Origin of the sequence: Mycobacterium sp. 20KCMC460 (assembly GCF_022179425.1) — a bacterium.
Classification (GTDB): Bacteria; Actinomycetota; Actinomycetes; order Mycobacteriales; family Mycobacteriaceae; genus Mycobacterium; species Mycobacterium kiyosense.
In genome coordinates this window covers 3,170,126-3,189,225 of record NZ_AP025524.1, presented here as the reverse complement: position 1 = coordinate 3,189,225, position 19,100 = coordinate 3,170,126, and the positions used below count along the sequence as shown (strand labels likewise).

15 protein-coding genes and 1 riboswitch are annotated in these 19,100 nt (G+C 67.5%); of the genes, 7 read left to right on the top strand and 8 right to left on the bottom strand.

Features of this window, described 5'->3' with window-relative positions; all coding sequences use genetic code 11:
- The first annotated feature begins 15 nt into the window (after positions 1–15).
- Together fadD1 and MKCMC460_RS14725 are read left to right on the top strand one after the other, a co-directional pair.
- Positions 16–1,629: a fatty-acid--CoA ligase FadD1 gene (fadD1, locus tag MKCMC460_RS14730; protein ID WP_238304470.1), complete on the top strand. Its 1,614-nt coding sequence runs from the start codon at positions 16–18 to the stop codon at positions 1,627–1,629.
- Positions 1,630–1,633: 4 nt separating this feature from the next.
- On the top strand, positions 1,634–2,497 hold the full coding sequence (locus MKCMC460_RS14725) for an NYN domain-containing protein (RefSeq protein ID WP_238304467.1): 864 nt from the start codon (positions 1,634–1,636) through the stop codon (positions 2,495–2,497).
- Here the strand turns inward: MKCMC460_RS14725 and MKCMC460_RS14720 are convergent.
- From MKCMC460_RS14720 to MKCMC460_RS14710, 3 genes are read right to left on the bottom strand one after another with little or no spacing between them, the layout of a single operon-like run.
- On the bottom strand, positions 2,494–3,156 hold the full coding sequence (locus MKCMC460_RS14720) for a hypothetical protein (RefSeq protein WP_236983723.1): 663 nt from the start codon (positions 3,154–3,156) through the stop codon (positions 2,494–2,496). The genes MKCMC460_RS14725 and MKCMC460_RS14720 overlap by 4 nt on opposite strands.
- Before the next feature lie 38 nt (positions 3,157–3,194).
- Positions 3,195–3,809, bottom strand: coding sequence for a UbiX family flavin prenyltransferase (locus MKCMC460_RS14715; RefSeq protein ID WP_238304465.1), 615 nt, complete (start codon positions 3,807–3,809; stop codon positions 3,195–3,197).
- On the bottom strand, positions 3,806–5,317 hold the full coding sequence (locus tag MKCMC460_RS14710; RefSeq protein ID WP_238304463.1) for a UbiD family decarboxylase: 1,512 nt from the start codon (positions 5,315–5,317) through the stop codon (positions 3,806–3,808). The genes MKCMC460_RS14715 and MKCMC460_RS14710 overlap by 4 nt, the downstream gene beginning before the upstream one ends.
- 267 nt (positions 5,318–5,584) lie before the next feature.
- Here MKCMC460_RS14710 and MKCMC460_RS14705 point away from each other — a divergent pair, with 267 nt between their 5' ends.
- Together MKCMC460_RS14705 and MKCMC460_RS14700 are read left to right on the top strand one after the other, a co-directional pair.
- Positions 5,585–6,367 (top strand): SDR family oxidoreductase, encoded by a 783-nt coding sequence (locus MKCMC460_RS14705; protein ID WP_236983727.1) that lies wholly within the window; start codon positions 5,585–5,587, stop codon positions 6,365–6,367.
- Positions 6,368–6,442: 75 nt separating this feature from the next.
- On the top strand, positions 6,443–6,853 hold the full coding sequence (locus tag MKCMC460_RS14700) for a CBS domain-containing protein (RefSeq protein WP_236983729.1): 411 nt from the start codon (positions 6,443–6,445) through the stop codon (positions 6,851–6,853).
- A 5-nt stretch (positions 6,854–6,858) separates the two neighbouring features.
- Here the strand turns inward: MKCMC460_RS14700 and MKCMC460_RS14695 are convergent, their stop codons facing one another.
- Genes MKCMC460_RS14695 through MKCMC460_RS14685 form a run of 3 tightly spaced genes read right to left on the bottom strand, consistent with a single transcriptional unit; the run spans position 6,859 to position 10,543 of the window.
- Positions 6,859–8,127, bottom strand: a complete 1,269-nt coding sequence (locus tag MKCMC460_RS14695) for an amidohydrolase family protein (protein ID WP_238304462.1) — start codon at positions 8,125–8,127, stop codon at positions 6,859–6,861.
- A gap of 30 nt (positions 8,128–8,157) precedes the next feature.
- The gene (locus MKCMC460_RS14690; RefSeq protein WP_236983730.1) at positions 8,158–8,931 is read right to left on the bottom strand and encodes a class II aldolase/adducin family protein; all 774 of its coding nucleotides are present in this window, start codon (positions 8,929–8,931) and stop codon (positions 8,158–8,160) included.
- Entirely contained in the window at positions 8,918–10,543 is a 1,626-nt protein-coding gene (locus tag MKCMC460_RS14685; protein WP_236983731.1) for a class I adenylate-forming enzyme family protein, read from the bottom strand. The genes MKCMC460_RS14690 and MKCMC460_RS14685 overlap by 14 nt, the downstream gene beginning before the upstream one ends.
- A 163-nt stretch (positions 10,544–10,706) precedes the next feature.
- Between MKCMC460_RS14685 and MKCMC460_RS14680 the strand changes: the two genes are divergently transcribed.
- On the top strand, positions 10,707–11,588 hold the full coding sequence (locus MKCMC460_RS14680; protein WP_236983732.1) for a M48 family metallopeptidase: 882 nt from the start codon (positions 10,707–10,709) through the stop codon (positions 11,586–11,588).
- A 67-nt stretch (positions 11,589–11,655) separates the two neighbouring features.
- A riboswitch (cobalamin riboswitch) is annotated at positions 11,656–11,770 on the top strand.
- A gap of 160 nt (positions 11,771–11,930) precedes the next feature.
- The gene (locus tag MKCMC460_RS14675) at positions 11,931–13,598 is read left to right on the top strand and encodes a PPE domain-containing protein (RefSeq protein WP_238304461.1); all 1,668 of its coding nucleotides are present in this window, start codon (positions 11,931–11,933) and stop codon (positions 13,596–13,598) included.
- Between the two features lie 37 nt (positions 13,599–13,635).
- Here MKCMC460_RS14675 and MKCMC460_RS14670 read toward each other — a convergent pair whose 3' ends face one another.
- A complete protein-coding gene (locus MKCMC460_RS14670) occupies positions 13,636–16,239 on the bottom strand; it encodes an FHA domain-containing protein (protein ID WP_236983735.1) in 2,604 nt (867 codons plus the stop codon).
- Between the two features lie 126 nt (positions 16,240–16,365).
- Between MKCMC460_RS14670 and MKCMC460_RS14665 the strand changes: the two genes are divergently transcribed.
- Positions 16,366–17,673: a DUF1254 domain-containing protein gene (locus MKCMC460_RS14665; RefSeq protein WP_236983737.1), complete on the top strand. Its 1,308-nt coding sequence runs from the start codon at positions 16,366–16,368 to the stop codon at positions 17,671–17,673.
- A gap of 10 nt (positions 17,674–17,683) precedes the next feature.
- On the opposite strand, the gene MKCMC460_RS14660 is transcribed toward MKCMC460_RS14665, so the two are convergent.
- Positions 17,684–19,063: a serine/threonine-protein kinase gene (locus MKCMC460_RS14660; protein WP_236983739.1), complete on the bottom strand. Its 1,380-nt coding sequence runs from the start codon at positions 19,061–19,063 to the stop codon at positions 17,684–17,686.
- Positions 19,064–19,100 lie beyond the last annotated feature (37 nt).

The following is a 19,100-nucleotide window of genomic DNA, read 5'->3' as shown; positions in this document are numbered from 1 at the left end:
AACGAAGGCCACGCCATGACCGATACCATTCAAACCCTGCTGCACCGGCGCACGGCCGATTCCGCGACCGCGGTGAAATACGGTGACCTGCAATGGACTTGGGCCGAATACCTGACCGAGTCGGCAGCCCAGGCGGCCGCGCTGCTGGCCGCCGCCGACCCGAACCGGCCGATGCACATCGGGACGCTGCTGGGCAACACACCCGACATGCTGACCCAGATGGCCGCGGCCGGGCTGGGCGGCTACGTTCTGTGCGGGCTGAACACCACCCGGCGGGGTGCGGCGCTGGCCGCCGACATCCGCCGGTCGGACTGCCAGATCGTGGTGACCGACGCCGAGCACCGGCCCCTGCTCGACGGCCTCGACCTGGCCGGCACGCTGGTCCTGGACACCTCGACTCCGCAGTGGAAGCAGTTGGTCGCCGAGGCCGGCACCCTGGTCCCGCATCGTCAGGTCGAGATGACCGACCCGTTCATGATGATCTTCACCTCCGGAACCAGTGGGAACCCGAAAGCCGTGCAGGTCTCGCATCTGATGCCGGTATTCGCCGGGGTCAACCTGACCCAGCGTTTCGCCCTGACCGAGCAGGACACCTGCTACGTGTCGATGCCGCTGTTCCACTCCAACGCGGTGGTCGCCGGCTGGGCACCCGCCGTGGTCTCCGGCGCGGCGATCGTGCCGGCGAAGTTCTCGGCGACCAACTTCCTGCGCGACGTTCGGCACTACAACGCCACGTACATGAACTACGTCGGCAAACCACTCGCCTACATCCTGGCCACCCCGGAACGCGAGGACGACGCCGACAACCCGCTGCGGGTGGCGTTCGGCAACGAAGCGAACGAAAAGGACATCGAACAGTTCGCGCGTCGCTTCGGCGCCCGGGTCGAGGACGGTTTCGGCTCCACCGAGAACGCCGTGATCGTGGTGCGTGAACCCGGCACCCCGCCGGGCTCCATCGGCAAGGGCATGGGCGGCGCGGCGGTCTACAACAGCGAGACCCTCACCCAGTGCCCGGTCGCCCGCTTCGACGAGCACGGCGCCCTGATCAACGCCGACGAGGCCATCGGCGAGTTGGTCAACCCGACCGGTTCGGGGCTGTTCAGCGGCTACTACAACGACCCCGAAGCAAACGCCGAACGGCTGCGCCACGGCATGTACTGGTCCGGAGATCTCGCCTACCAGGACGCCGAGGGCTGGATCTATCTGGCCGGCCGCACCGCCGACTGGATGCGGGTGGACGGCGAGAACCTGGCGGCCGCACCGATCGAACGGATTCTGTTGCGCCACAATGCAATAAGCCGAGTAGCGGTGTATGCGGTGCCGGATGAGCGGGTGGGCGATGCGGTGATGGCCGCGGTGGTACTGCACCAGGACCGCGCCCTCGAGCCGGAATCGTTCGAAGCTTTCCTCAACGAACAGCCCGACCTGTCCCCTAAAGCACGCCCCCGCTACGTGCGCATTGCCGCCGAGCTGCCCAGCACCGCCACCCACAAGGTGCTCAAGCGGCAACTGATCGCCGAGGGGACCGCGATCGGCGACGGCGACACCCTCTGGGTGCGCGACGAGCGCGGCACCGCCTACCGGGTGCAGCCGCGCACTGGTAGTCGAGCCGCCGATAGCAGACGATGACCCGATGACCGATTCCAGCGCGACGCGCGTAGCCGTCTACTTCGACTTCGACAACATCGTCATCTCGCGCTACGACCAGGTTCACGGCCGCAACACGTTCCACCGGGACAAGGCCAAGGGGCTGGACAAGGAGAGGCTGCGCTCGGCCGAAGTCGACCTCGGCGCCATCATCGACTTCGCCTCCTCGTTCGGCACGCTGGTGCTCACCCGGGCGTACGCCGACTGGTCGGCGGAGGTGAACGCCAACTACCACGGTCAGCTGGTCGGGCGCGCGGTCGACCTGGTGCAGCTGTTCCCGGCGGCCTCTTACGGAAAGAACGGCGCCGACATCCGATTGGCCGTTGACGCCGTGGAGGACATGTTCCGGCTACCCGACCTCACCCACGTGGTGATCGTCGGCGGCGATTCGGACTACATCGCGCTGGCGCAACGCTGCAAACGGCTGGGTCGATACGTCGTCGGAATCGGGGTGGCCGGGGCCAGCAGCGGCTCACTCGCCGCCGCCTGCGACGAGTTCGTCACCTACGACGCCTTGCCCGGGATCTCGACCACCGCGGCCCCCACCCGCAAACGCGGCCGGCACGCCAGCCAGGCCGAGACCGACGACGAGCAGCCACCACCGGACCCGCAGGCCGCCGCCACCGGGTTGCTCGAGCGGGCGCTGCGGATCGGGCAGGAAAAGGACGACGCCGACTGGCTGCACAATTCCGAAGTCAAAGCGCAGATGAAGCGGATGAACCCGTCGTTCAGCGAGAAGTCTCTGGGCTTCAAGTCTTTCAGCGACTTCCTGCGCTCGCGCAGCGAACTCGTCGACCTCGACGAGAGCACCACCACGCGCATGGTGCGACTGAAAACCGACCAGTCCTAGGGGTCGATCTCGCCGGCGATGCCACGCTCGATACCGTCGCGGGTGACGTCGGGCAACACGACCAGTCCGTCGAGTTCGGTGCGGGCCAACCCGTAGGCGTGCTTACGCTCCTGGGCCGTGGCAGCCGAGTCCGCGGCGATGCGCAGCAGATTTTGCGCTCGCACCAACCGTTGCCTCTCCTCGGTGGAGAAGTCACTGCGCTGCCGGCGCATCGCCTCGGCTTCGGCGGCGTCGAAGGCGCTGACGTAGTCCTGCACCGCTTCCAGATACGTAGCGGCGGCGTCACGGTCGTCGACCAGGTCCTCGGCCCGCAGCGGCTTGTGCAGGTCGGCGCGCAGTTTGGCCTTGTGAAATCCGGCGGTCAGCGGATCGCGCAGGTCGGTCATCAGCGGGAAGTCGAGCAGTTTGGCCGCGTCGAGTTCGTACTGCAGCCAGCGGGCGTCGGTCTGCTCGTGCGCGTCGATGGCACGCCGGATGGCCTGCCACCGCGCCGCCTGATTCACCGGCGGGACTTCGCGCACCTCGGACGCCGCCGCGTTCTCGGTCTGCTGCTGCGCCCGGCGACCCAGCGACGACACCGCCTTGACCCCCGCGACGATCAGACCGGCCAGCGGCAAGAGCAGCAGCAGCACCTCGATCAACCGGAACAACACTCCCACCCGGCCAGGATGCCATCAATCCGGCGCGGCTTCGGGGGTTAGTCTTCGCTGCGACGAACGACGCTGTGCCGCAGGTCCTCGTCCCACCGGGGAAACACGTCGGTGTGGATGCCGAACTGGTCCAGCGCCCGCCCGACGGAATGGTCGACGATGTCCTCGATGGTGGTCGGCCGAAAGTAGAACGCGGGCACCGGCGGAAAGATGGTGCCGCCGGCTTCGGTGATGGTGGCCATGTTGCGCAGATGGATGAGGTTGAGCGGCGCCTCACGAACCATGAGCACCAACGGTCGGCGCTCTTTGAGGACGACGTCGGCCGCCCGCGACAACAGCGACGAGCTGACGCCGCCGGCGATTTCCCCGACGCTGCGCATCGATGCCGGCGCGATGAGCATTCCCCGGGTCAGAAAGGAGCCCGAGGCCAGCGGGGCGCCGACGTCGGTGACGTTGTAGACGTGGTCGGCCCGCGCCTCCAGGTCCTGGCGAGTGAGGTCCGTTTCGTATTCGCGGGTGAGGCCGGCGGCGCGGGTGACGATCAGGTGCGTCTCGATTCCCACGCTGCGCAGGATGTCGAGCGCGCGGGCGCCGTACACGATGCCGGTGGCGCCGGTGATGCCGACGACGAGCCGGTCGGGTTGGCCGGTCAGATTGATCACGGGTACTCCAGGTTCAGCTCGGGGGCGTACGGGCGCGGGTCGACGTCGCGGAAATGGGCCCGCTCGAATTGCTCACGCAGGTCGAACGGAACGCTGGCGTCGAAAATGGTCTTCGCGGTGGTTCCCTTGGCCGGCAGGGTCGGGTCGTAGCTGGGTTGCTGGCTGGGATCCAGTACATGGCCGGCGACACCCGGGATGACGATGATGTCGCGATTGCCCTGCATCCGGGTCTGCATCGCCCACAGCACGTCGTCGCTGTCGTAGATGTCGACGTCGGCGTCGACCAGGATGACGTTCTTGAGCTCCGAGTAGACCCCGAATGCCAGCAGGGCCGCCTGTCGCGCCCGGCCATCGTCGAACGCATTTTTCTTGTTGCACTTCAGAATTGCGAGGAATTTTCCGCCTCCCGCACTGTGTGAGTAAACCTCGCTGACGAATCCGGGCATCGCGTCGTGCAGAGCGTGGTAGATGCTGGCCTCGGTGGGGATGCCGGCGAGGCTGACGTGTTCCTCGCCGGGGCCGACGAGGGTTTGCAGGATCGGGTCCCTGCGCGTCGTAATCGCGGTCACCTTGATGACCGGCAGCGCCTGGTTTGCCGGTCCGTCGTAGCCGGGGAACTCGGGCATGGCGTGGCCGGTGTGGGTGTTCTGGTCCTCGGCCTGACGTTCCCCGGGAATGATGTAGCCCTCGATGACCACCTCGGCGGCGGCGATCGCTTGCTGTTCGACCGTGACGCCGCGGACCAGCTCGACGGGCCGGCCGCGCAAGCCGCCGGCGATGGCCAGTTCGTCGTAACCCAGTGGCGTGGTGGGGGCTTCGAACGTGGCACCGATGGGAATCGCAGGATCCAAACCCATGTTCACGGTGATTTCGAACGCGCGTCCCGCGGCCTCGGCGCGGCGCCGGAAGGCGTCGATGTGCCGTCCGGGCGCGAAGAAGATGGTCATCTCGTCGCGCCCCTGCACGCACAACCGGTGAATGGTGACGTCGGTGCCCAGCTCAGGATCGCTGCCCAACACCAGACCCAGGCAGAAGTAGGGACCCGCATCCTGGTCGGTGTTGGTGGGCGCGGGCAGCAGCGTGCGCAGGTCGAAGCCGGGATCGTCGGCCCGGTGCACGACTTCTTGACAGGGAGGCTGCTGACCGGTGAATTCCGCTGGCGGGACTGCGTTTTCGTAGGCTGCCGCCATCCGCTGGGTGAGTCGGTCGGGAGCGGACTCGAGCAGGATCCCGACCCGTTTGCGGCTGGCCATCAGACCGACCAGGACCCGGGCGCCCGGGAAGCCGGTGACGTTGTTGAAGATCATCGCCGGCCCGATCCGAGTGGGCCGCTCCACCGTGCCGCCGGCACCGATGCGCCGGTAGACGCCGGCGATTTCGCCGATCGGGTCGACGGGATGGTCGGTCTCGATCAACTGGCCGGGATGTCGCCGCAGCCGACGCAGCGCCGATCGCAGATCAGTGATCGGTTCGGCTTCGGCGCCCTCGGGTGAGCCGTTGTCTCCCATCCAACCTCCTGCCAAAATTGTTGCCGCACAGAGTGGAATCGTCCACCCACGCGCAGTCGGCGCGGATGCGTCGTTTCCCTCCGATCAGTGGGGCCCTACGAACTGCCTAGCGCATTCGCCCCAGAACACATACCCCGGCGTCCAAAACGCAACCCGGGTCCTGACCGCCATACACCAGTCGCGAAATGTATGGTGGATGTGCTCGTGGCCCGGTGAGCAGCTTCGGTGGCCGTGCCAGGATCGCCGCCGTCCCCGATAGGAGAGTCGATGCCGAACCGTCTGACCGACAAGGTCGCCCTGATCAGTGGCGGCGCCCGCGGGATGGGCGCGGCCCACGTCCGCAAACTGGTCGCCGAGGGAGCCAGGGTGGTCTTCGGCGACATTCTCGATGACGAAGGTAAAGCGGTCGCCGCCGAAGTCGGCGACGCCGCCCGCTACCTGCACCTCGACGTCACCCAACCCGAGCAGTGGGACGCCGCGGTCGCGTCCACCCTGCAGGAGTTCGGCCGGCTCGACATCCTGGTGAACAACGCGGGGATCATCAACATCGGCACCTTCGAGGACTACGCGCTCTCGGAGTGGCAGCGCATCCTGGACATCAACCTGACCGGCGTCTTCCTGGGCATCCGTGCGGTCGTCAAACCGATGAAGGAAGCGGGCCGCGGGTCCATCATCAACATCTCCTCCATCGAAGGCATCGCCGGCACCATCGCCTGCCACGGTTACACCGCAACCAAATTCGCCGTCCGCGGCCTCACCAAGTCGGCCGCGCTGGAGCTGGGTCCCAACGGCATCCGGGTGAATTCCATCCACCCCGGACTCATCAAGACGCCGATGACCGAGTGGGTGCCCGAGGACATCTTCCAGACCGCCCTGGGCCGGGCCGCCGAACCCGAGGAAGTGTCCAACCTGGTCGTGTACCTGGCCAGTGACGAGTCCAGCTACTCCACCGGATCGGAATTCGTCGTCGACGGCGGCTGCGTGGCCGGACTGGGCCACAAGGATTTCTCCGCCGTCGACACCGACGCGCAACCCGAATGGGTCACCTGATCTCGGTCACTTCGGCCGTCGCATTGAGGACTGAAGTCACTAGAGCCGGCCACGGGCCGCGATGAGCATGGTGGCATGACTACCTTCTCTTCGGCCGGGTCCCTTCCCGTCTCCTCGGTCATCGGCGACCCCGTCGCCCGGGTGGCGTCCGATGCCACGGTGGCCGACGCGGCCGCCGCGATGGCCGCCGACAACCTGGGTGCGATCGTGGTCGGCGCCGACGCCTGGCCGTCCGCGTTGCTCAGTGAGCGTGACGTGCTGCGTGTCGTCGCCGGCGGCAAGGACCCCAACGCAGTCCGTGCCGCCGACGTAGCCAGCGCGAAGCTGGTCTGGTGCGACGCCGACGCCACCGTCGACGAAGTCGCCACCCAGATGATGGAGCACTACATCCGGCACATCCTGGTGGAGCGCGACGGCAAGCTGCTGGGGATCGTCTCGGCCCGCGACCTGCTCGGGGTGTACAGCTCGAACGCCGCGTTCGAGTAGACCGATCAGAAGGCGTCCGGGTCGCGCTGGATGTCGACCGGCACCGGGTGCTGATACAACCGGGAGGCGTTCTCCCAGGTGATTTTGCGGACCACGTCGCCGGGTAGACCGCCGATCTCTTCGTGGATCGTCTGCTGGGTGTGCGGCCAGGTCGAGTCGCAGTGCGGATAGTCCGCCTCGAGCATGATGTTGTCCGCGCCGATTCGCTGGTATTGCACGAAGGACGACTTGTCCTCCACCGCGCAGAACCAGAAATTACGGGTGAATACCTCTGCGGGCGTGAGCTTTTCACCGAGCGCCTGCCACGTCCCGTACATCTGGTGGTAGCTGAGCATATGGTCGAGCCGGTCCAAAAGTCCGGCGACCCAACCGATTCCACCCTCGGACAGACAGATCTTGAGATCCGGGAACCTGCTGGGCAAACCTGAGTACAGCCAATCCACCGCCGCTGAGATGGCGTAGGCGAAGAACAGCACGCCGGGCACGTCCGGCGGGGCATCCGCGGTGGTGGACGGCGACGAGCCGGACGAGCCGATGTGCAGGTTGACCACCGTGCCGGTCTCGGCGCACGCCGCCATCATCGGGTCCCAGTGGCCCGAGTGGATGCTCGGGAAGCCGAGCATCGCCGGGTTCTCGCTGAAAGTGACGGCGCGGAAACCGCGTTCGGCGTTCTCCCGGATCATCGCCGCGCCGAGTTCGGGGTCCAGCAGCCACGGCAGCTGACAGGGGATGATCCGTTCGGGATACGGCCCCGCCCACGCCTGTAGATGCCAGTCGTTCCACGCCCGCACCGACGCCAACGCGAGGTCGCGGTCCGCGGTCACCTGTTGCAGGCGCTGGCCGGCGAAGCCCGGCAGGAACGACGGGAAGTTCAGCGACGCGTAGATCCCGTTGAGGTCCATGTCCGCGATGCGTGCTTGGATATCCCACGCGCCGCGCCGCATCTCGTCGAAGCGGACGGGCTCGAAGCCATACTCTGCGACCGGGCGCCCCACCACGGCGTTGAAGCCGACATTGGGCAGCACGTGGCCGTCATAGACCCAGGTCTGTCCCCCATCAGCGGTGTCGACGACCTTCGGTGCGCGGTCGGCGAACTTGCGCGGCAACCGCCCGGTGAACGTGTCCGGAGGTTCGACGATGTGGTCGTCCACCGAGATCACCGTGTAACGGCGGTGCGCCCGAGGCGGATCGGGCAAGAAGGTGACGGAGCGATCGGCACCGGTCTTGGCCGTGGTGAAACTGAGGTCGGCGGCCAGCTCGTCGATCGATTTCATGTCGGCGGTCTCCTTGCACCCGGCGGCGGGCTAGGTGAGCACATCGGGGTCGGTTTTGATGGTCATTCGCGCCGCCCCGGCCCAGTACACGTCGGCCGCGCGTTCGATCAGCGAGGCCTGCATACCCACCATGTCCGACCACCTCATCTGCGATGGGGCTTGCCCGGTCAGCAGCACGTCGTAGGCGAGCCGGCACACCCGCTCGATGCAGGCAGCCCGGTAGACGGCTTCGGGCAGGGTGGTCCCGGTGGCGATGACACCGTGATTGGCCAGGATGGTGAGGTTAGCGCTGCCGATATGTGCGGCGAGATCGGCTGCGCGCGTTGGGCTGTCGACTTCACCGTCGTAGCTGTCCACCAGGCACAGGTCGTCCAGGAACAGCGCCCCCGTTTGGTGCACCAGCTCGGGCAGCCTGCCGAGGGCGGCCAGCACGCACACGTAGTACGGGTGATTGTGGATGACCACCCGCGCGTCCTCGCGCACCCGGTGCAGTTCGGTGTGGATGTGGATGGCCGGGGTGACATCCCAGCGGCCGCGAATGACACGCGCGCCGGAATCGACCACGCAGATGTCCGAGGCAGTCAGTTCGGCCCACCACAGGCCCCACGGGTTGACCAGCATGTCCGTTTGTCCGTCGAGTTGCCAGGTGATGTGCCCGGCCATGTTCTCGGCGAATCCGATCGAGGCAAGGTGCCGGAAAGCCACCGCCAAGGCTTGTTCGTCGGTCAGGTCGACACCGATGGGTGGCACCACCGACGGCGACCACACCTGCAGACCCCCTGGCCGTGCGTCAGGAGCGTTCATCGCCTGCCTCCATTCTGGCCCGGATATCCTCGCGGAGTTGACCTTTGGCGATCTTGCCACCGGACGAGCGCGGCAGTTCGTCCAGCACGATGAGACGCTCGGGCAGCAATTCCTTCGAAACTCCCAGAGCGAGCAGGTGTTCGGTGAGGTCCGCCAGCTCTAGCGTGCGGGAATCGACGAGTTCGGCATACAGGCAGACTTTTTCGCCGAATACCGGGTCGGGCATGGCGACGGCCGCCGCCAATGCGAGCGCGGGATGCGTCATCGCGACGTCTTCCACCTGGGCGGCGCTGATGTTCTTGCCGCCCCGCAGGATGAAGTCGGAAGTGCGGCCGGTGACCGTCAGGTAACCGTCGGCGTCTATCTCGCAGATGTCACCCATCCGCATCCACCCGTCGGGGGTGAAGAGTTTGTCGTGGTCGGTGCCCCCGAGATAGCCGAGGCTGGTCGCCGGGCCGCGGCACGCTGGTTGGCCGCGCCCGCTGTCCGTCACGTCCCGGTCGCCGTCGAACAGGCGCACCGACATCTCCGGCACGATCCGGCCGCCGGTGCGGAGCCGCTGCTGCAGCGGGTCGTCCAACGTTGTCCCGCTGAGCAACCCGGTTTCGTTGGAGCCGTAGAACTGCAGGATTTGCGCACCGGTGAGTTGTTCGAATTCCGCGGCCGGCCGGTACGGCAGCGCCTCTCCACCGGTGAAGACGACCCGCAGCGAACTCAGGTCGTTTTCCCGGCTGGCCGGATCGGCCATGATCATCGTCAATTGTGTACTGACACAGCACAATACGGATGCCCGGTGCCGTGCTATCGCCTCGCACGCCGCGCGGGGGGTGAACCGTGCCAACAGCACCGCGGTGGCGCCCAGGTAGATCGGGGTGGTGTGGCTGGTCCAGATGCCGAACCCGAAGGGCATCGGTATCACCGGCAGAAACACGTCTTCGGACCTCAGCAGCCCGTTGGCGACGGCCTTGTGATGGAAGTAGTGCCAACGGTTCTGGCTGTGCACGACGCATTTGGGCAACCCGGTGGTCCCGGACGTGGAGTTGATCAGGAACACGTCGTCGGCACCCAGCTGCGGGCCGAATTCCAGTGGGCCCGTTGCCGGGTCGGCCTCCAGTCGCAGGTCGGGACGCAACGCCGCAGCCGTCATCGGCGAGCCCGCGCAGACATCTGCTGCCGCAGCACTCCGCGCCGGGTCGCTGATCAGCATTTTCGGCTGCGTCGTTGCCAGCAGTTGGGCAACCTCGCGGGCCCCGGCGCGCGCACCGATACCGACCGCTACCGCGCCGCAACGCTCGATCGCCACGAACAGCACGTGCACCGCGGCCGAGTCACCGTGCCACACTGCCACCCGATCGTGGGGCGCCACCTCACATCCGGCCAGCTGCCGCGCCAAAGCGCTTGCCGCTGAATCGAACTCATGCCAGGTCAGTGTGCAGTCGGGATGGTCGTCGGGATGGTTCAGGTACGCCACCCGATCCGGTGACCGCGCGGCGTTGGCGCGTACCGCGTCCGACAGGGTCGCGTCCGACCACCAGCCGGCCGCGTAGTATCGGGCAACCTCATCGGGGGTGAACGCCGGCGATCGCGTGATATCCAGGGCACCGGCGGTCATATCCAGATGATAGAAGTGCGCTGTGGCGCGGCTCACGTGCCGCCCACTCGAGAGCCGACCTGCACTCCAAGGATTTCTGGAGAATCTCCCAAGGACCGCCCAAGAGCCTGTTGTGGCCCGCCCCCGACCGGGAATCTACGACGACAGGGAGTCCACCACCGTCATGGCAATTTTGGAGTCGCCGACCCACCAGCATCCGCACGGGCACTGGGACCGGCCCGCCCGCCATCCGTGGGAGATCGGTCTGCTCGCTCTGGTCATCGTGTCCAGCATCGTGCTCTATCTGGTCGCGATCGCGGTGGTGCTGTCCGGAACCGTCAGTGTGCTGTGGCTTTCGCTATTGGCCACCCCGATCCTGCTGTTCCTGGGCCGCGGACTGAACTACGGGCAGCAGCGGGCCAACGGCGTCAAGATGTCGCCCACGCAATTCCCCGAGGGGTACTGGCTGGTGGTCGAGGCGGCCCAGCGGTTCGGCCTGACCGAGGTGCCCGACGCCTACGTCGTGCTGGGCAACGGCCGGATCAATGCCTTCGCCAGCGGTCACGGCTTCCGCCGCTACGTCGTGGTCTACAGCGACCTGTTCGAGATCGGCGGTCAGGCCCGTGATCCCGAGGCACTAGCGTTCGTCATCGGTCACGAAGTCGGGCACATCGCGGCCGGGCACGCGTCCTACTGGCGGCAGCTGAGTCAGCTGGCCATGAAGATCCCGTTTTTGGGTCAGGCACTGTCGCGCTCGATGGAATACACCGCCGACAACTACGGGTTCGCACTCCGGCCGGAAGGCGCCCGCCGTGCCATCGGCGTGCTGAGTGCGGGCAAATACCTGCTGCGCTGGGTGGATTTCGACGGAATGGCCGACCGGGCCGGCTCTGAGGCCGGGTTCTTCGTATGGCTGGCCAACATGCTGGCCTCGCACCCGGTGAACACCTGGCGGGCGGCGGCGCTGCGCAACCGCGCCGTCGCCGGGGCCCTGTTCTTCCGCCCCAAGCCACCGACTGTGGCACCGCAATGGCCGATGCCGGCCAACACCATGTGGGGCCGGTGATCGCGGAGTAGTCCCGGTAGCCGTCCGCGACGTGCGACAATGGTGCGCGTAAGAGCGACGACGGTGCAGGAAGCCGGTGCAAGGCCGGCGCGGTCCCGCCACTGTAATCGGGGAGCGACCCTCAACAGACACGGCCAATGGCTGGAAGTCGAGGCGAGCGGCGATCCGAGAGCCAGGAGACTCACGTCATCGCGACCTGCCAACCCGGGGCGGTGTACCCCGAGAGAGCTGACCAGCCATGACGTCGCACGTTCACTTCAGCAGCCCAGACGAACCTGAACCGGCCTCGGCGCCGGTCCCGATACAGCCGCCGACCCGCCGCAACCGATAGCGGGGCGTGCGATGAGCGCCCCGATCTGGATGGCCTCGCCGCCGGAGGTGCATTCGGCGCTGCTGAGCAGCGGCCCGGGACCCGGTCCGCTGCTCGCCTCCGCCGAGGCCTGGCAGTCGCTGAGTGTCGCCTATGCCGAGACCGCCAACGAACTGACCGCGCTGTTGGCGCAGGTCCAGGCGACGGCCTGGCAGGGTCCGAGCAGTCTGGCCTACGTCGCGGGCCACCTTCCCTACCTGGGCTGGCTTGTCCAGGCCGGCACCGACAGCGCCGCGATGGCGACTCAGCAGCAAACCGCGGCGGCCGCATATACGACTGCCCTGGCGGCGATGCCGACGCTGGCCGAACTGGCCGCCAACCACGCCGCCCACGCGGTCTTGCTGGCCACCAACTTCTTCGGCGTCAACACCATCCCGATCGCCCTCAACGAGGCCGACTACCTGCGCATGTGGATTCAGGCCGGCACCGTTATGGCGGTATACCAGGCGATTTCGACCGCGGCACTGCTGGCCGCGCCGGGCACCACACTGCCGCCGGAGATCGTCAAGGCCAACGACGATGCGACGGCCTTGGCGAGTTCACTGCAGCTACCGCCTGACCAGCAGAACGAGTTCATGCAGTGGCTGCAGAACATCGGTTACCTCGACTTCTACGACAAATACATCCAGCCGCTCATCGACGCGCTGTCGAATCTGCCCTTCTTTCAGGCGATGTTCTCCGGATTCGACCCGTACCTGGTCATTCTCGGCAACCCGCTGACCTACTTCAGCCCGTTCAACGTGGCGTTCGCGCTGGGCTACCCGATGGACATCGGCAGCTATATCGCCTTCCTGTCCCAGATGATGTTCTACGTCGGGCTGGACCTCACCGCGGCCATCGCGTCGGGAAACCCCACGACCATCGGCTTCACCATCCTGTTCGTCACCGTGGAGATCATCGGCACGGTTGTCACCGACACCATCGCACTGCTCAAGACGCTGCTGGAGCAGACGCTGGTGCTGATCACGGTCCTGGTGCCGCTGCTGACAACGCCGTTGATCCCGCTGGCCGCCGGGGTGGTGCTGGCGCCGATCGGGCTGAAGGGGCTGGCCGCACTGGCGGCGCTGCCGCCACCCGCGCTGCCCGGCGCTCCCCCGCCTCCGCCGCCCGTCGTCGCGCTGGCACCGACCGTGCCGACGTCGACACCGGCTCCCGCATCACCCGCAGCCGAGGTGAGCACGTCGGCGCCGGCGCCGGCGGCGCCCGTGCCGCCGTCCACCGCGCCGCCCTCCCCGACCGGGACGGGTCTCGGTCTGGGCATGCAGGATTACGGCTACCTGGTGGGCAACCTGAGTTCGACTGCCAAGCGGCAGGCCACGACCGGGGCCCGCAAGAAGGCGCCGCAACCCGACAGCGCCGAAGCCCCGGACGCCACGGCCACCCCTCAGGAGCCGACTCCCGCGCCGCGGCGCCGACGAGCCATCGCCACGATGCTCGGGCGCGGCTACGAATACCTGGATCCCGAACCGGCCGCGGAGTCCGCCACCGCCTCCAGCGCAGGCGCGGGAGCCATGGGTTTCACCGACACCGCCCTCAAGCCGGGCGCCGCGAAGGCCGCGGGACTGATCCGGACCGAGCAGGGCCTCGACGACGCCCCCCGGCTGCCGATGACACCGAGCACGTGGCGCACCGACGGCTGACGGCTGACGGCTGGCGAACGGCTGGCGAACCAGCCGGTCAGCCGCTCTTCAGCCGGATCTTCCAGCGCACGAAGCCCGTGTAGAAGATGCTGAGCACCACCAGCATCGCCATGTCGAACGTCCAGGCTGACGCCGTGTGTTTCCAGTGCGCGTCCTTGGGGACCTGCGGTACCGGACACAACGTGGTGAGGTCGATCGTGGAGGCGGAGGCCGCGAAACCCCATCTGGCCGGGGTGACCCACGACATCTGGTCCAGTCCCAGCCGATTGGTCACCGGGATCATGCCGCCGGAGAACACCAGCTGCGACATGACCGCCACCACCAGCAGCGGCATGATCTGTTCGTTCGACTTGGCCACCGCCGACAACACCAACCCCAGCATCGCCGAGGCGACGGTCGTGGCCGCGATGTCCACGTACAGCTCCAGCGCGGGGCTGCCCAGCACCACCGCACCGGTCTTCGGGCCGGGCTTACCGAGTAGCGCGATCACCGTCACGATCGCGGACTGGATGAGCGCCAGGATGGTGTAGACACACACCTTGGCCAGCAGGTATGCCGTGGTCGACAGGCCCACCGCCTGTTCTCGCAGGAAGATCGCCCGCTCCCCGATCAGGTCACGGATCGTCAGGGCGGTACCCATGAAGACGGCGCCGACATTGAGCAGCACCAGGATCTGGGCCGGCTCGGTGGGCGCATCGCTGGTCAGCGGCGGGGCGTTGAAGCCGACCTCCCCAGGCACCGACATGGACAGCGCACCCATGATGAACGGCAGGATCGCCAGGAAAATGAAGTAGCCGCGGTCGGAGATGATCAACCGCATCTGCCGTCGGGCGATGGTCGAGAACTGCCGAACCAGGCTGGTGTGCGCCGCCTCGCCCAGCTCGGCGGGTTTCTCGGTGGGCGGGGCGGGCGGGGGCGGCCCGGTCTGCGCGAGGTAGCGCGCCTTGGCGCCGTCCGGGTCGTCGGCGACGGAGCTGAAGATGTCGGCCCAGTTGGTGGTTCCCATGGCCGGACCGATCTGACTCGGCGGCCCACAGAAGGCGGTCTTGCCACCGGGAGCCAGCAGCAGCACCTGGTCGCACACGTCCAGATAGGTCAGCGAGTGGGTGACCACCAACACCACGCGGCCGGCGTCGGCCAACTGCCGCAGCATGGTCATCACCTGCCGGTCCAGCGCGGGGTCCAGGCCGGAGGTCGGTTCGTCCAGAATCAGCAACGACGGGCCGGTGAGCAGCTCCAGCGCCACCGAGGCGCGCTTGCGCTGACCACCCGAGAGCTTGTCCACCCTCGTCTCGAGGTGCTTGGTCATCTCGAGTTCCTCGAGGACCCGGGCCACCACCTGTTCGCGGTCCTGTTTGGTGGTGTCCGGCGGCAGCCGGAGCTCGGCCGCATACATCAGGGCTTGGCGCACGGTCAGCTGGCCGTGCACCACGTCGTCCTGCGGCACCATGCCGATCCTGCTGCGCAGCGAGGCGTATTCGGCGTGCACGTTGTGCCCCTCGAAACTCACCGTGCCGCTGGTGGGATGGGTGTAGCCGGCCACCAGCTTGGCGAACGTCGACTTGCCCGCACCGGACGGACCGATCACCGCGGTGAGCATCCCCGGGCGGGCGGTCAGCGAGATGTTGTCCAGCAGCGTCTTGTTGCCCTCGATGGTCCACGTGACCCCGCGCACGTCCAGACCGCCGGTGCGGGTTTCCAGCAGACTTTCCTCGCGCCGGGACAGCGCGCCGTTGGCGAAGACCAGGTCGATGTTGCCGATGGTGACCACGTCACCGTCCCGCAGGATCGCCGATTCGACGCGGGTGCCGTTGACGAAGGTGCCGTTGATGCTGCGGTTGTCGCGGATCTCGGTGCCGTTGGGGCCGGGGATCAGGGTGGCGTGGTGCCGGGATGCCAGGACCTCGGGAATGACGATGTCGTTGTCGTCGGCGCGACCGATCGTCACCGCACCGGGCGGAACGTCCGCGCCGCGGCCCGGGCGCAGGATCTTCATCATCGAGGTCCGGCTGCCCGCCTGCGCGGTGGGGCCGATGACCGGCGGCGGCTGTTGTTGCCCCGGGGACGACCGGTAGATCTGCGGCGACGGCGGCGGGCCGCCCTGCGGATGCACGGGTTGCGGGCCGGACGGGTAACGCGGCTGCGGCCCCGACGGCGGTCCGGGCGGGCGTCCCGGCGCCGCGGGCATCCGCGTCGTCGACGGCTGCTGGGGGCCACCGCCCCAGTTCCCACCCGGCTGCGGCGGGCTCTGCGTCGGGATCGGACCACTGGGCCGAGCGGGTATCGACATGGCCGTCGTCGGGGGTGGACGACCCACCGATCCCTGCTCGCGGCGGCCGACCTCGAAGTCCAGGGCCGGGCCATCGGGGTTGCCGATGTTGATGCGCTGCCCGTCGTGGATGTCGACCTCGTGCACGCGGCGGTTGTTCACGTACAACCCGTTCAGGCTGCCATTGTCGATGGCAACCCATCGACCCTGGTCGAACCGCAGCAACAGGTGCACGCGGGAGATGAGGGGGTGTGCGACGCGGACATCGGCCCGCAGATCACGCCCAATGACTACGTCGTGGCCCGCGGCGAAGGTGCGTTCGGCTCCGTCATACCGCACGGTGAGCACAGGCGGGGCGGCTGTCTGGATCATCGCACCCAACTGTATCGGCATGACGGTCGATTGAAGAAGCAAGAAGTCAAATACGTGTTACCGGCGAAATTCCGGGTCGGCGTGCTTATGGTTCTTTGCACTTCCGCAACCGGGTCAGGGAGAACCATGACAACGCTGTCCAACGACCTGCGCACGCTCAGCAAAGAAGCCTTCGTCTACTTCTATCCACTGGTGACGATGGACGTCACGCGCCTGCAGTCGCTGCACTCCGCGCCCGGCGCGAAACCCGGGTTCGGCCCGCCCAATGAATTCTCCCATCTGCGTTCGTTCCCCTCGGCCGACTTTCGATCGGTGGTGCGGCCGAACTTCGACACCCTGTATTCGGTCGCCTGGCTGGACCTGCGCGCAGGTCCGGTTCGGCTGACGGCCCCGGACACCGACGACCGCTACTACATGTTGCCGATGCTCGACATGTGGACCGACGTCTTCGCCAATCCGGGCAAACGGACCACCGGAACCGGCCCCCTGGATCTGGTGATCGTGGGCCCCGGTCCACCCGGCGAACTGCCCGAGGGATCGCACGTCGTCAGAGCGCCGACGCCGTACGTCTGGATCATCGGCAGGACCCAGACCAACGGACCGGCGGACTATCCGGCCGTCCACCGCGTGCAGGACGGCTTCTCGGTCACCGAACTGGGCGCCAAGCCGGAGTTCGTCGCCAATCCGGGCCACGACGTGACAACCGAACCGCTGAAAATCGTCAACGGGATGCCGGCCCTCGACTACCTGTCGTATGCGGCCGATCTGTTGTGCGTCAACCCGCCCCATGCGACCGACTTCTCCATTCTGGCCCGCCTGGCCAACCTGGGGATCGTGCCGGGCGAGGCGTTCGACGCCGGCCGCTTCACCGCCGATCAGGTGGTCGAGATCGAGCAAGGCCGCCAGGACGCGTTAGCCGAACTGGTGGCGTCCATCCCGACCCTGGCGCCCAACGTCGACGGCTGGATGACGATGGGCGCGGGTATCGGGGTCTACGGCAACGACTACTTGCGCCGCGCCGTCGTGTCGCTGGTCGGTCTGGGCGCCAACCCGGCCGAGGATGCGGTGTACCCGCTGCTCACGGCGGATGCCGACGGTGCCGCGGTGACCGGTGACCGGTCGTACGTGCTGCGCTTCGAGGCGGACAGATTACCGCCGGTCGACGCGTTCTGGTCCATCACGATGTACGACGCGGAGGGGTTTCAAGTCGCCAACGAACTCGACCGATTCGCGATCGGGGACCGCGACGCGCTGCGGTACGACCCGGACGGATCGCTGGAGATCCTCATCCAGCACGACCACCCGGGTCCGGAACGCGAAGCCAACTGGCTGCCCGCGCCGTTGGGGCCGCTGGGCGTGACGATGCGGCTGTACGCGCCCCGACCCGAGGTGCTCACCGGCGGCTGGTCTCCACCACCGGTCCGGCGGGCCTAGTTCGGCGGGGTCAGCGAGGCGGCGGCGCGACGCCGCGGCGGATTTCCTCGAGGCACTGCCGCCGCGTCTGGCCCGTCTGCTGCACACAGACCAGCACCGGTGACTCCTGCTCGCTGGGCAACGTCGACTCGCCCGGTTCCGGGGCGGCGGTGACGGTCGGACTGGCGACCGTGCTCTCGGTCAGCGACCAGATGTTGTTATCGGTGCCCGCCAGTGTCGAGCAGTAGGCGGTGGCTCCCGTCTTGGTGGCGCCGAGGCTGCCCAGCGGATAGCACGCCGCGCCGATCGCGACGATCGGTATCTCCGGTGTGGGCCCGGCGGCCTGGGAGGGCGGCGTCGTCGCCGAAGCCGGGGTGGTCGCGGTCGTTGCCGGCGCCTTCTTGGCGCGCTCCTCGTCGTCGGCGCGCACGAGTTCCTGCACCGCGACCACGATCGCGACGACGAGCGCGACGGCCAGCAGCGCGGGCACGAGCACCGCGGGCCGCAGCAACGAGCGGCCCGGGGCCGATGCCGCGGCCAGCGAAAGGCTGGTGTCGTCGGTGTCGCCGGTGCCGCCCAAGTGGTGGCTCAGCGCCCGCGCGAAGTCGACGCAGCGCAGGTAGCGATCCTTGGGATCTTTGGCGAGGGCCTTGGCGAAAACCGGATCGAGGTTGGCCAGCGAAGGACGCCGGTCGCCGATCGGCGGCGGCGCCGCGGTGAGGTGCTGGCTGATCACCACCGCGGGGTTCGAGTGCTGAAACGGCGGTTCACCGGTCAACAGCTGGTACGCGGACGCGGCCAGGGCGTACTGGTCGGCGCGGCCGTCGAGGTCCTTGCCCATCAGTTGCTCGGGGGCGGCGTAGGCCACGGTGCCCACCGTCATGTTGGTGGCGGTCAACCCGGTCGATTCACCTACCAGGCCGGCAATCCCGAAGTCTGCCAACAGGACTCGCCGATCTGGTGAATCGGGCTTGGCGATCAGCATGTTGGCGGGCTTGACGTCGCGATGCAACATCCGGTGTTCGTGCGCGTAATCCAGAGCCTCGGCCACCCCGGTGATGATCTCGACGACCTCGGGGCCGGGCATGCCGTTGGGATAACGCTCTTCGAGCAGAGCGCCGGCATCGGTCCCGTCGATGTAGTCCATGTCGATCCAGAGCTGGCCGTCGGTCTCGCCACGGTCGTGTACCGCCACGATGTGCGGATGCCACAGCGCGGCGGCGGTGTCGGCCTCGCGATGAAACCGTTCCCGGTACTCGTCGTCGGCGGACACCTCGGCCTTGACCACTTTGAGTGCGTCCTGGCGCGGCAGTCTGGGGTGTTGCGCCAGGTACACCTCGCCCATACCGCCGGATCCCAGCCGCCGGATGATGGTGTATCCGGCAAACGTCGAACCATCGTCGAGCGGCATGGCGGCATAGTAGCCTGCGGGCAGCCGCCGCAACCCC

Excerpts from the sequence above, each read along its gene's own strand:
- fadD1 (WP_238304470.1), top strand. The coding sequence starts at position 16 with ATGACCGATACCATTCAAACCCTGCTGCACCGGCGCACGGCCGATTCC.
- MKCMC460_RS14725 (WP_238304467.1), top strand. The coding sequence starts at position 1,634 with ATGACCGATTCCAGCGCGACGCGCGTAGCCGTCTACTTCGACTTCGAC.
- MKCMC460_RS14710 (WP_238304463.1), bottom strand. The coding sequence starts at position 5,317 with ATGGGAGACAACGGCTCACCCGAGGGCGCCGAAGCCGAACCGATCACT.
- MKCMC460_RS14705 (WP_236983727.1), top strand. The coding sequence starts at position 5,585 with ATGCCGAACCGTCTGACCGACAAGGTCGCCCTGATCAGTGGCGGCGCC.
- MKCMC460_RS14700 (WP_236983729.1), top strand. The coding sequence starts at position 6,443 with ATGACTACCTTCTCTTCGGCCGGGTCCCTTCCCGTCTCCTCGGTCATC.
- MKCMC460_RS14695 (WP_238304462.1), bottom strand. The coding sequence starts at position 8,127 with ATGAAATCGATCGACGAGCTGGCCGCCGACCTCAGTTTCACCACGGCC.
- MKCMC460_RS14690 (WP_236983730.1), bottom strand. The coding sequence starts at position 8,931 with ATGAACGCTCCTGACGCACGGCCAGGGGGTCTGCAGGTGTGGTCGCCG.
- MKCMC460_RS14685 (WP_236983731.1), bottom strand. The coding sequence starts at position 10,543 with ATGACCGCCGGTGCCCTGGATATCACGCGATCGCCGGCGTTCACCCCC.
- MKCMC460_RS14680 (WP_236983732.1), top strand. The coding sequence starts at position 10,707 with ATGGCAATTTTGGAGTCGCCGACCCACCAGCATCCGCACGGGCACTGG.
- MKCMC460_RS14675 (WP_238304461.1), top strand. The coding sequence starts at position 11,931 with ATGAGCGCCCCGATCTGGATGGCCTCGCCGCCGGAGGTGCATTCGGCG.
- MKCMC460_RS14670 (WP_236983735.1), bottom strand. The coding sequence starts at position 16,239 with ATGATCCAGACAGCCGCCCCGCCTGTGCTCACCGTGCGGTATGACGGA.
- MKCMC460_RS14665 (WP_236983737.1), top strand. The coding sequence starts at position 16,366 with ATGACAACGCTGTCCAACGACCTGCGCACGCTCAGCAAAGAAGCCTTC.
- MKCMC460_RS14660 (WP_236983739.1), bottom strand. The coding sequence starts at position 19,063 with ATGCCGCTCGACGATGGTTCGACGTTTGCCGGATACACCATCATCCGG.